The sequence below is a fragment of the Helicobacter pylori genome (genome assembly GCF_003638305.1).
In the GTDB taxonomy this organism is placed as follows: Bacteria; Campylobacterota; Campylobacteria; order Campylobacterales; family Helicobacteraceae; genus Helicobacter; species Helicobacter pylori_DJ.
Genome location: NZ_MVYP01000008.1, coordinates 46652 through 58196, shown reverse-complemented (window position 1 = coordinate 58196; position 11545 = coordinate 46652). Strand labels below are relative to the sequence as shown.

The following is an 11545-nucleotide window of genomic DNA, read 5'->3' as shown; positions in this document are numbered from 1 at the left end:
CGCTCAAATTTTAGGTAAGATTAACTATTCCATTTTAAGATTAAAGTAGCCCTATGACTTTTGAGCCTTATCCTTTTGAACGATTAAGAGCCTTGTTTAAAGAGATCACCCCTAAAAAAAAGGGGCTAGATCTAGGCATCGGCGAGCCGCGATTTGAAACGCCTAAATTCATTCAAGACGCTCTCAAACAGCATGCTCATTCGCTCAATATCTACCCTAAAAGCGCGTTTGAAGAGGGTTTGAGAGAGGCTCAAAGGGGTTTTTTTAAACGCCGTTTTAAGGTAGAATTGAAAGAAAACGAATTAGTTTCCACGCTAGGATCTAGGGAAGTGTTATTCAATTTCCCTAGTTTTGTTTTATTTGACTATCCAAACCCCACTATCGCCTACCCTAACCCCTTTTATCAAATCTATGAAGGATCAGCCCAATTCGCTAGGGCTAAAAGCCTTTTAATGCCTTTAGTTAAAGAAAATGGTTTCACTCCAAGCTTGAATGAAAAAGAGTTGCAAGAAGTGGATTTAGTGATCTTAAATTCCCCTAACAACCCCACCGGAAGAACCCTTTCTTTAGAAGAATTGATCGCTTGGGTCAAACTCGCCTTAAAACATGATTTTATTTTAATTAATGATGAATGTTATAGTGAAATTTATGAAAATACGCCTCCCCCTTCGCTTTTAGAAGCTTGCATGCTGGCTGGTAATGAAGCGTTTAAAAATGTTTTGGTTATCCACTCGCTCTCCAAACGATCTAGTGCTCCAGGGCTAAGGAGTGGTTTTATCGCTGGGGATAGCAGCCTTTTAGAAAAATACAAAGCGTTTCGCACCTATTTAGGCTATACGAGCGCTAATGTGATCCAAAAAGCTAGTGAAGCGGCTTGGCTAGATGATGAGCATGCAGAATTTTTCCGCAATATTTATGCGAATAACTTGAAACTGGCGCGAAAAATCTTTAAAGACACGCTCATTTATCCTTATAGTTTTTATGCGTATCTGCCCGTTAAAAATGGCGAAAATTTTGCCAAAAGACTTTATCAAAACGAAGGCATTACTACTTTACCGGCCTTGTATTTGGGGCGTAATCATATCGGCGCTGACTATGTGCGTTTAGCCCTTGTCTATGACACTCCCCTTTTAGAAAAGCCTTTAGAAATCATAGAAGCTTACCGAGAAAATCATGCTTGAAACCCCAAAAGTTTTACTCAAAAACTTGCAAGATTGCAAGATCCATTTTATCGGTATAGGGGGGATTGGCATTTCAGGTTTAGCCAAATACCTTAAAGCGCAAGGGGCTAAGATCAGCGGCTCTGATATTGCCATAAGCCCTAGCGTTAAATATTTGAAAGCCTTAGGCGTAGAAATTAATATCCCGCATGATCCAAAAGCGATTAACCATCAAGATGTTATTATCCATTCAGCCATTATCAAAGAGAACAATACCGAAATACAAAGGGCTAAGGAACTAGAAATCCCTATTTTGTCTCGTAAAGACGCTTTGTATTCTATCCTTAAAGACAAACGCGTTTTTAGCGTGTGTGGGGCTCATGGAAAAAGCAGTATCACGGCCATGTTGAGTGCGATTTGCCCCGCTTTTGGAGCGATTATTGGAGCGCATTCTAAAGAGTTTGATTCCAATGTGCGAGAGAGCGCGGATATGAGCTTGGTTTTTGAAGCCGATGAGAGCGATTCAAGTTTTTTATTTTCTAACCCTTATTGCGCGATTGTGCCTAACACAGAGCCAGAACATTTAGAGCATTATGACCACGATTTAGAACGCTTTTTCTTTGCTTATAAATATTTTTTAGACCATGCTCAAAAAAGAGTGATTTATAAAGAAGATCCTTTTTTGAAAAACTATTCTAAAGACGCCATTGTTTTAGAAAAAAAAGACATTTATAATATCCAATACATTTTAAAAGACGGCGAGCCTTACACTTCATTTGAATTGAAAGATTTGGGGGCTTTTTTGGTGTGGGGGTTAGGCGAACATAACGCTACGAATGCGAGTTTAGCGATTTTAAGCGCTTTAGATGAATTGCATTTAGAAGAAATTAGAAATAATTTATTGAATTTCAAAGGCATTAAAAAACGCTTTGATATTTTGCAAAAAAACGATCTCATCCTCATTGATGATTACGCCCACCACCCCACCGAAATCAGCGCCACTTTAAAAAGCGCTAGGATTTATGCGAATTTATTGAACACGCAAGAAAAAATTATTGTGATCTGGCAAGCGCACAAATATTCTCGCTTAATGGACAATTTAGAAGAGTTTAAAAAATGTTTTTTAGAGCATTGCGACAGATTAATCATTTTACCCGTTTATAGCGCGAGTGAAGTCAAAAGAGACATTGATTTGAAAGCCCATTTTAAGCATTATAACCCCACCTTTATAGACAGGGTGCGTAAAAAAGGGGATTTTTTAGAGCTGTTAGTCAATGATAAGGTAATAGAAACGATTGAAAAAGGGTTTGTGATAGGCTTTGGAGCGGGGGATATTACCTATCAATTGAGAGGCGAAATGTAATGGGTGCAGCGGTTGTTTTATTTTTAACGCTGATTTTATTGTTTTTAGTGTTAAGGGATTTTGGTTTAGCAAGCCCCAAACAAAAGATTTTAGCTTTTTTAATCGTAGGGATTATAGGAGCGAGCATCAGCGTTTATACTTACAAGCAAAACCAACAAAACCAACAAGAAATCGCTTTACAAAGAGCGTTTTTAAGGGGGGAAACTTTGTTGTGTAAAGGCATTAAAGTCAATAACCAAACCTTTAATTTAGTGAGCGGGACTTTGAGCTTTTTAGGCAAAAAACAAACCCCTATGAAAGACGTTCTTGTGGATTTGGATTCTTGTCAGACGCTCCAAAAAGATCCCTTAATCCAACCCCAATGAATACCCAATGAATAATGAATAATAATAATACCCCACCCAAACCCCTAGAAGAAAGCCTGGATTTAAAAGAGTTTATCGCTCTTTTTAAAACCTTTTTTGCCAAAGAAAGAGATTCTATTGCTTTAGAAAACGATCTCAAACAGGCTTTCACTTATTTAAACGAGGTGGATTCGATCGGTTTGCCTACCCCTAAAAGCGTGAAAGAAAGCGATCTTATTCTTATCAAACTCACCAAATTAGGGACGCTCCATTTAGATGAAATCTATGAGATTGTCAAACGATTGCGCTACATTGTCGTTTTACAAAACGCTTTTAAACCTTTCACGCATTTAAAATTTCATGAACGCCTTAACGCTATTATTTTACCCCCCTTTTTTAATGATTTGATCCTTTTATTAGATGATGAAGGGCAAATCAAACAAGGGGCGAACGCTACCCTAGACGCTTTGAATGAAAGTTTGAACCGCCTTAAAAAAGAGAGTGTAAAAATCATTCACCATTACGCCCGCTCTAAAGAGCTTGCCCCTTATTTAGTGGATACACAAAGCCACCTTAAGCATGGTTATGAATGCCTTTTATTAAAGAGTGGGTTTTCTAGTGCAATCAAAGGCGTTGTGCTAGAAAGGAGTGCTAATGGCTATTTCTACCTCTTGCCTGAAAGCGCACAAAAAATCGCCCAAAAAATCGCGCAAATTAATAATGAAATAGATTGCTGTATTGTTGAAATGTGTCAAACTCTAAGCCGTAGCTTGCAAAAACACCTTTTATTTTTAAAATTCCTTTTCAAAGAATTTGATTTTTTAGACAGCTTGCAAGCCAGACTCAATTTCGCTAAAGCCTATAATTTAGAATTTGTCATGCCAAGTTTTACTCAAAAAAAAATGATTTTAGAAAACTTTTCGCACCCCATTTTAAAAGAGCCAAAGCCCTTAAATTTGAAGTTTGAAAAATCCATGCTCGCTGTTACCGGCGTGAATGCGGGCGGGAAAACCATGCTCTTAAAATCGCTTTTAAGCGCGGCTTTTTTAAGCAAGCATCTCATTCCTATGAAAATCAACGCCCATCATTCCATTATCCCCTATTTTAAAGAAATCCACGCCATTATCAATGACCCCCAAAACAGCGCGAACAATATCTCTACTTTCGCCGGCAGAATGAAGCAATTTAGCGCTCTTTTATCCAAAGAAAACATGCTTTTAGGCGTTGATGAAATTGAGCTAGGGACTGACGCTGATGAAGCGAGCAGCTTGTATAAAACCCTGTTAGAAAAATTGCTCAAACAAAACAACCAGATCGTTATCACCACACACCACAAACGCCTGAGCGTGTTAATGGCAGAAAATAAGGAAGTGGAATTACTGGCCGCTCTTTATGATGAAGAAAAAGAACGGCCCACTTACACTTTTTTAAAAGGGGTTATTGGCAAAAGCTATGCGTTTGAAACCGCTTTGCGCTATGGCGTGCCGCCTTTTTTGATTGAAAAAGCGAAAGCCTTCTATGGCGAAGATAAGGAAAAATTGAATGTTTTGATTGAAAATTCCAGCGCGCTAGAAAGGGAATTAAAGCAAAAGAATGAACATTTAGAGAACGCTTTAAAAGAGCAAGAAGATTTAAAAAACGCATGGCTTTTAGAAGTAGAAAAACAAAAAGAAATCTTTCACCATAAAAAATTAGAATTGGAAAAATCCTACCAACAAGCCCTAAACATCTTAAAAAGCGAAGTCGCTTCAAAAGATACCAGCTCCATGCATAAAGAAATCCATAAAGCGAGTGAAATTTTAAACAAGCATAAAACAAACCAAGAAATCCCACAAATCATAACAAGCTTTCAAATTAACGAAAAAGCGCGCTATAAAAATGAAAGCGTGCTGATTATGCAAATTTTAGACAAAAGCTATTACTTGGTAGAAACCGATCTTGGCATGCGTTTAAAAGCGCATGGGAGTTGGTTGAAAAAAATCCAAAAACCCCCTAAAAACAAATTCAAACCCCCTAAAACAACCATTCCTAAACCCAAAGAAGCGAGCTTGTGCCTTGATTTAAGGGGGCAACGCAGCGAAGAAGCCCTGGATTTACTAGACGCTTTTTTAAATGATGCGCTTTTAGGGGGCTTTGAAGAAGTGCTGATTTGCCATGGCAAGGGGAGCGGGATTTTAGAAAAGTTTGTGAAAGAATTTCTAAAAAACCACCCCAAAGTGGTGAGCTTTAGCGACGCTCCCATTAATTTAGGCGGCAGTGGGGTTAAAATCGTTAAATTGTAGTTTTTGGCGCTTTTTTATGGGGAATACAAAAATCCGCTTTAAACTATAAAGCCATTTCACACCAACACCCAATGAGAACAAAGCCTTTTTAAAAGAGCGTTAAAAAGGGGTTTAAGCTCAATTGAGCCAAAACCCTTAAAAATCTTTAGCCTTGATAGGCTTTTATCGCTTTCTCTAAAACCTTAATTGCGCTCTCTTTGTTTTCAAACCCCTTGACTTTCACCCATTTATTAGGCTCTAAATCCTTGTAAGTTTCAAAAAAATGCTTGATTTTATCCAAAGTGTGTTTGGATAAATCATCAATATCTTTGACATAGGAATGCGTGGGATCGATCTTATCTATGGGTAGAGCGAGTAGTTTTTCATCCATCCCGCTTTCATCTTCCATGTTCAAAACCCCAACCAAGCGCGCTTTCACTACGCTTCCGGCTTGAAAAGCCACATCGCTTAAAACCAGTGCATCTACAGGGTCGCCATCAGATCCTAAAGTGTTAGGCACAAAGCCGTAATTTGCGGGGTAATTTTGCGCCCCATAAAGCACCCTATCCACCATTAAAGCCCCGCTTTCTTTATCCAATTCATATTTGATATTAGAATGCTTGGATATTTCAATCACCACGCACAAAGAATCAGCGTCATGGCTCACTTCTAATTGGTCTAAATTCATTGCAATCTCCTTTAAAATAAAAAGACTTATTCTAACATAAAGCCCGCTCTTTTTAAACCTCTTTAGGGGTTTTTAAAGGAGCGTATTGCTTGCTGTATTTGTGAAAGGCTTTTAAGCACTTTCTGGCGTTAAATTTATGATAAAAAAGATTATCATAATAAGATTTTTTAGGGGGCTTTAATGAAATGTCAGGCTTTTTTGCATTTTGAATGGCACTATTGAAAGCATGCTTGTTTAAAGAAATAGGGCAAGGCAAATAAGTTAGATTAGCCACATCATGGTAAGTGGGGTTGTTCATAAACATATCCACCGGCTCTATGATTTTAAAACGCTCTGTGGCTTCTATAAAGGTTTTAGCGCCCTTAGGCGTGAGATAGTAGCCTGCCGTAGTGGCCACATACACGCTGGTGAGGTAAAAATGCTCTAAAAATAGCGCTTCTTTTTCATTATCAGCGCGAGATTCCCAAAAAGTCTCTTTAATGTTTGTTTCTTTTGCCAATAAGGCTTCGTATTTTCCCATGAGATCATCGTATTTTGTGGTGAGATCATCGTATTTTTCCGCAATATTCTTATTGAGATCATCGTATTTTTCCGCAATATTCTTATTGAGATCATCGTATTTTGATACGAGATTCTTATACACTTCTGTCCGAGCTAAAATATTTCCAATGAAGCGGTTGAGCTTTCTTTTAATTTTTCTAAAAACCACTGGATTAAAAGAGGTTTTTTGGGGTGCTATTTTGCAAGGCTCAGATAGTTCTTGTTGCGTTTCAATAATAGAGTCTTGTTGCACATCTTGTGTGGGATTGGGGGGGGGGTAACTTCATAATTTTCAATAGGCGTTTCTTCAATAGACGCTTCAGCCTCTTCAGCCTCTGTATAGATAGGGAGAGAGTGCAAATTGGTTTTATGGCCTCCCCAATAATGCCCATAGAGTCTCACAAAATCAAAAGGGCTTTTCAAGCAATCTTCTAAGGCTTGCATGAAATTAGACTCTAAGGCTACATCATCTTCTAAAATAACGACCGGTTGGTTTGTTTTAACGCATTCTTTCCATAAAAGATAATGGCTTAAATAGCACCCAAATTCTTGGGGCAATAATTCTTGATAACAATAATCAGAATGGAACCAATCGGATTTTAACAAACTTGAAGAATCATAAAGCTCTTGAATAAATTTTTCAAAATCTTCATGTTTAGGGCTAATAGCGTCAAAGATTTGGAAAACACAACGACCTTTAAATTTTTCATTGGATTCTAAAATTAGTTTTTCAGTATCCAAACGCCTTTGACTTTCTTTTAAAGAAATGATATAAACTTGTGTCAAATGAACTCCTAAATATGGCATTCTATGGCATTCTACCATAAAATTTTTTTCATTTTTTTAAAACTCTTTAGGGGTTTTTAAAGGGGCGTATTGTTTGCTGTATTGTTGAAAGGCATTCAAGCGTTTTTTGGCGTTAAAGCTATAATAGAAAAGATTCTTAAAAGTTGATTTTTTAGGCGGGAGTGGGTAAGATTTCAAGCTCTTTTTTTGGGGCTTTTGAATGGTGCTGTCTAAAGAATGCTCGCTTAAAGAAACAGGGCAAGGCACATAAGTCAGATTCGCTATATCATGATAAGCAGAATTATCCATAAACATATCCACCGGCTCTATGATTTTAAAACGCTCCGTGGCTTCTATAAAAGTTTTAGCGCCCTTAGGGGTTAAATAATAACCGGCCGTAGAAGCCACATACACGCTGGTGAGGTAAAAATGCTCTAAAAAAAAGGCTTCTTTTTCATGCGTTGCGTAATAGCTTTTTTGTATTTTTTTGAGAATATAGTGGATGACTTTATGGGTAGAAAGATTTAAAAATCTAGAAACATCAAAAAATTTTTTAAATTTTTCTAAAATAGGGTTATTTTTAAAAGGATGATCAAAGGGGGGAAATACAAATTCTTTGGGTAAAACATGGAATTTTGTCTCGTGGTAATACCAATAGCACCCATAGAGTCTCACAAAATCAAAAGGGCTTTTCAAGCAATCTTCTAAGGCTTGCATGAAATTAGACTCTAAGGCTACATCATCTTCTAAAATGACGACCGGTTGGTTTGTTTTGACGCATTCTTTCCATAAAAAATAATGGCTTAAATAGCACCCCAATTCGGGCAAAGTCAAACCAGCGCCAACATAAGAATGATACCAATCAGATTGCAATAAACTTTGAGCGTCATAAAGCTCTTGAAGTAATTTTTCAAAATCTTGATGTTTGGGGCTAATAGCGTCAAAAATTTGAAAAACACAACGGCCTTTAAATTTTTCATTGGATTCTAAAATGAGTTTTTCAGTATCCAAACGCCTTTGACTTTCTTTTAAAGAAATGATATAGACACCAATCACAGATCATTCTCTTTGGAACGCATTTTAATTCGCAAAAGACAAAATATATTTTTGCATTTCATTCACGATTTCTTCAATGCTTCTTTCACCATTGATGATTTTATGCAAATGCTTGGGCTTGTAGAAGTTTTGGATTTCAACCAACGGATCTAAAAACACCCGCATGCGGTTATGAAACACCCTTTCATTATCATCAGCCCCCCTAGAGCGCCCTAAAACCCTTTCTTTAGCGGTGTTTTCGCTCACTTCCACTTCAATCACGCTTTTTAAGATCACTTCATTTTGAGCGTTCAATTCCTTATCTAAGGCTTGCATTTGTTCCACGCTCCTGGGATAGCCATCAATTAAAATGATCCCTTTGCTAGAACTTTTAATCGCTGAAAGGATCGTTTCTACCACAATTTCTAAAGGCACTAATTCGCCTTGAGAAGTGAATTTCTCAATCAATAAGCCTCGCTCGGTCTTTTTAGCGCTCTCAGCCCTGAGTAAATCCCCAGTAGAAAAATGAGCGATTGTTTCGCTGTTATTCTTAGCGATAAGCTCTGCGTCAGTGGTTTTACCACTCCCTGGGGCTCCAATAATCAAAAATAGTTGTTTCATATCATATCCTTTTAAATTATTTTCTTAAGCGAATGTGTAATTCTCTTAATTGCTCTTCATTAATGGGGCTAGGCGCGTTCGTCAATAAGCATGAAGCTTTTTGCGTTTTAGGGAAAGCGATCACGTCTCTAATGCTGCTAGATTTTGTCATTAGCATGATCAAGCGATCAAAGCCTATCGCAAAGCCCCCATGAGGAGGAGCGCCAAATTTTAGCGCTTCTAGTAAAAAGCCAAATTTCTTTTGCACTTCTTCTTCGTTGATATTGATCTTTTCAAAGACTTTTTTTTGCATTTCTTCTTTATGAATCCTAATGCTCCCCCCACCAAGCTCCACGCCATTAAGCACCACATCATACGCATGCGCTTCAATCTCTTCTATGTCTTCGCATTCTATATTTTTAGGCATCGTAAAGGGGTGGTGTGCGGCATGATAGCCGTTTTCGGTTTTTTCAAACATGGGGAAATTGACCACCCATAAGAAATTCAAAGCGTCTTTATCAATCAAATCAAGCGTTTCAGCCACCTTCAAGCGCAGGCGTCCCATGTAATCTAGCACGATTTTTTTATCCCCCGCTCCAAAAAAGACAATATCCCCGACTTGCGCGTTAGTCCTTTCTAAAATACTCTTAAGCCCCTTTTCGCTTAAAAATTTCACTAAAGGCCCTTTAACCTCATTTTCTTTAATTTGCAAATACGCTAAGCCTTTAGCCCCAAATTGGCGCACAAATTCTTCTAATTCTTTTAAAACGCTGCGGCTAAAAATGACATCAGCCCCCTTAACGTTCAAAGCTTTAATGCGTTTATTTTTAGGATCTTTTGCGATATTAGAAAAAATAGCGTTTGAGCTGTCTATAAAACAATCCCCCACTTCTACTAAAGGCAATTCAAAGCGTAAATCCGGCTTATCGCTCCCGTAATTTTCCATCGCTTCCTTATAAGGCATGCGTTTAAAAGGTTTAGAAATAGTATGCCCAATCGCTTTAAAAATCGCTTGCAACAAATCTTCCACCACGCCCATCACATCATTTTCATCACAAAAACTCATTTCCGCATCAATTTGCGTGAATTCCGGTTGCCTGTCCGCCCTCAAATCTTCATCTCTAAAGCAGCGAGCGATTTGAAAATACCTGTCCATTCCCCCCACCATTAAAAGCTGTTTGAATAATTGCGGGCTTTGGGGAAGCGCGAAAAATTCGCCCTCATGCACCCTGCTTGGCACTAAATAATCCCTAGCTCCCTCAGGCGTGGTTTTAGACAAAATGGGGGTTTCAATCTCTAAAAAGCCTTTTTGGGCCAGAGTGTTACGAGTAATTAAAGCCACTTCGCTGCGCAATTTAAAGATTTCATAAGAATTAGGAGAGCGTAAATCCAAATAGCGGTATTTCAAGCGCAAATCCTCATTCACATGTTTGTTGCCGATTTCAATCGGTGGGGTAGCGCTTTTATTTTCAATAATTAACTCTTCTAAAACGATTTCAATTTTACCGGTCTTTAGTTTAGGGTTTTCTAACCCAGGCCCTCTTAAACGCGCTTTCCCTTTAGCCACTAGCACAAATTCGCTCCTGACTTCTAAAGCCTTTTCATAAGCCTTAGAGCTAGGATCACAGACGAGTTGCACCAAACCGCTTTTATCCCTTAAATCAATAAAAACCACGCCTCCATGGTCTCTATAAGTGTTACACCACCCGGCCACTTTGATGATTTTACCCACATCTTTTTCACTAATTTCTGTGCAGAAATGACTTCGCATGTTTTATCCCTTTAAATTAAAACAAAAATTAAATTTATGAAAGCGTTTTTTTAAGCATTTCATGGATTTCAAGAATGTTAGATTTTACCACAAAACCATCCGCTTCTAAAGATTGGGCTAATTGGCGGTTAGAATCACTACTCATGGACGAATTGATAATCACAGGAAGATGCTCAGTCCTGTGATCAGCTTTAATGGTTTTTAGCACTTCAAACCCTGAAACGTTAGGCATTTCTAAATCCGTAATGACCACGCCGACTTGTTGGTAATGTTCTTTTTCATACAAATAATCCAACAATTCCCTCCCGTTTGGAAAGGCTAAATAACGCAATTCTAAAGTTTGAACGATCTTTTCTAGGGTTTTAAGAGCGCTTAGGGAGTCTTCAGCGATTAAAATGAGTTTTTGGCTTTGAATGGCTTCTATGCAACGCAAAGTCAAATCGTCTAAATCCTTCAAGCTGGGGAAAACATCGCTAATCATTTTTTCCACATCTAAGATCTGCACCACTCGTTGTTCATCAAAACGAGTGATAGCGCTAAGCTTACCTTTTTCATTAATGCCTTGTTTGTCCCCAGCACTAATCTCATTCCAATTTTTATGAATAATCCTTTCAATCTTTAAAACTTTTAGAGCGATGGAATGGTTAGAAAAATGGCACACGATCACTAAATTATGGTCATCTTTAACGCTGCATTCTTTTAGATCACGGCTCGGATCATTAGCGTTATAATGCAACCACCTTTTCACATCCACTAAAGGAATGGATTCGCCCCTAACGCTAAGAAACCCGAGCATCATGCCATCGCTCCCCCCAAGAATCTCTGTAACCTCCCCGTCATAATGGATAATTTCTCGGATCTTAAAAATATTCATGCCATAAAGCTGAGCGTCTTTTTCTGCATCTAATCTAAAGCATAGAAATTGCGCTTCGTTGTTTAAGTGCAACGAAGTCGTTTTGTCAATGTCTCTTACCACCTATTTTCCCCTAAAGCCCTA

At 38.1% G+C, this 11545-nt stretch carries 11 protein-coding genes; 4 read left to right on the top strand and 7 right to left on the bottom strand.

What is annotated here, in order from left to right:
• Positions 1-53 precede the first annotated feature (53 nt).
• From EAL04_RS04795 to EAL04_RS04780, 4 genes are read left to right on the top strand one after another with little or no spacing between them, the layout of a single operon-like run.
• The gene (locus EAL04_RS04795) at positions 54-1181 is read left to right on the top strand and encodes a succinyldiaminopimelate transaminase (protein WP_120973675.1); all 1128 of its coding nucleotides are present in this window, start codon (positions 54-56) and stop codon (positions 1179-1181) included.
• On the top strand, positions 1174-2523 hold the full coding sequence (gene murC, locus EAL04_RS04790) for a UDP-N-acetylmuramate--L-alanine ligase (protein ID WP_120973673.1): 1350 nt from the start codon (positions 1174-1176) through the stop codon (positions 2521-2523). Before EAL04_RS04795 ends, murC begins: the two co-directional genes overlap by 8 nt.
• Positions 2523-2888, top strand: a complete 366-nt coding sequence (locus EAL04_RS04785) for a hypothetical protein (RefSeq protein WP_000500499.1) — start codon at positions 2523-2525, stop codon at positions 2886-2888. Before murC ends, EAL04_RS04785 begins: the two co-directional genes overlap by 1 nt.
• A 14-nt stretch (positions 2889-2902) precedes the next feature.
• The gene (locus tag EAL04_RS04780) at positions 2903-5149 is read left to right on the top strand and encodes an endonuclease MutS2 (protein ID WP_120973670.1); all 2247 of its coding nucleotides are present in this window, start codon (positions 2903-2905) and stop codon (positions 5147-5149) included.
• Positions 5150-5294: 145 nt separating this feature from the next.
• Here the strand turns inward: EAL04_RS04780 and ppa are convergent, their stop codons facing one another.
• The 7 genes from ppa to EAL04_RS04750 are packed head-to-tail and all read right to left on the bottom strand — an operon-like array spanning position 5295 to position 11524.
• The gene (ppa, locus tag EAL04_RS04775; RefSeq protein WP_001047002.1) at positions 5295-5816 is read right to left on the bottom strand and encodes an inorganic diphosphatase; all 522 of its coding nucleotides are present in this window, start codon (positions 5814-5816) and stop codon (positions 5295-5297) included.
• A gap of 52 nt (positions 5817-5868) precedes the next feature.
• Positions 5869-6609, bottom strand: a complete 741-nt coding sequence (locus tag EAL04_RS07990; RefSeq protein WP_205585789.1) for a glycosyltransferase family 25 protein — start codon at positions 6607-6609, stop codon at positions 5869-5871.
• The gene (locus EAL04_RS07985) at positions 6552-7142 is read right to left on the bottom strand and encodes a glycosyltransferase family 25 protein (RefSeq protein WP_205585787.1); all 591 of its coding nucleotides are present in this window, start codon (positions 7140-7142) and stop codon (positions 6552-6554) included. Before EAL04_RS07985 ends, EAL04_RS07990 begins: the two co-directional genes overlap by 58 nt.
• Before the next feature lie 57 nt (positions 7143-7199).
• Positions 7200-8198 (bottom strand): glycosyltransferase family 25 protein, encoded by a 999-nt coding sequence (locus EAL04_RS04765; protein WP_120973668.1) that lies wholly within the window; start codon positions 8196-8198, stop codon positions 7200-7202.
• Between the two features lie 24 nt (positions 8199-8222).
• Complete coding sequence (locus EAL04_RS04760) at positions 8223-8798, bottom strand: adenylate kinase (protein WP_120973666.1); 576 nt, start codon at positions 8796-8798, stop codon at positions 8223-8225.
• A 16-nt stretch (positions 8799-8814) separates the two neighbouring features.
• Positions 8815-10548, bottom strand: a complete 1734-nt coding sequence (aspS, locus tag EAL04_RS04755; RefSeq protein WP_120973664.1) for an aspartate--tRNA ligase — start codon at positions 10546-10548, stop codon at positions 8815-8817.
• A gap of 34 nt (positions 10549-10582) precedes the next feature.
• Positions 10583-11524 carry a chemotaxis protein gene (locus tag EAL04_RS04750; protein WP_120973662.1) on the bottom strand — a complete coding sequence of 314 codons (942 nt, stop codon included), beginning with the start codon at positions 11522-11524 and terminating at the stop codon, positions 10583-10585.
• Positions 11525-11545 lie beyond the last annotated feature (21 nt).

What these genes read in the sequence shown, in the direction of transcription:
- EAL04_RS04795 (WP_120973675.1), top strand. Translation starts at nt 54, where the DNA reads ATGACTTTTGAGCCTTATCCTTTTGAACGATTAAGAGCCTTGTTTAAA.
- murC (WP_120973673.1), top strand. Translation starts at nt 1,174, where the DNA reads ATGCTTGAAACCCCAAAAGTTTTACTCAAAAACTTGCAAGATTGCAAG.
- EAL04_RS04785 (WP_000500499.1), top strand. Translation starts at nt 2,523, where the DNA reads ATGGGTGCAGCGGTTGTTTTATTTTTAACGCTGATTTTATTGTTTTTA.
- EAL04_RS04780 (WP_120973670.1), top strand. Translation starts at nt 2,903, where the DNA reads ATGAATAATAATAATACCCCACCCAAACCCCTAGAAGAAAGCCTGGAT.
- ppa (WP_001047002.1), bottom strand. Translation starts at nt 5,816, where the DNA reads ATGAATTTAGACCAATTAGAAGTGAGCCATGACGCTGATTCTTTGTGC.
- EAL04_RS04760 (WP_120973666.1), bottom strand. Translation starts at nt 8,798, where the DNA reads ATGAAACAACTATTTTTGATTATTGGAGCCCCAGGGAGTGGTAAAACC.
- aspS (WP_120973664.1), bottom strand. Translation starts at nt 10,548, where the DNA reads ATGCGAAGTCATTTCTGCACAGAAATTAGTGAAAAAGATGTGGGTAAA.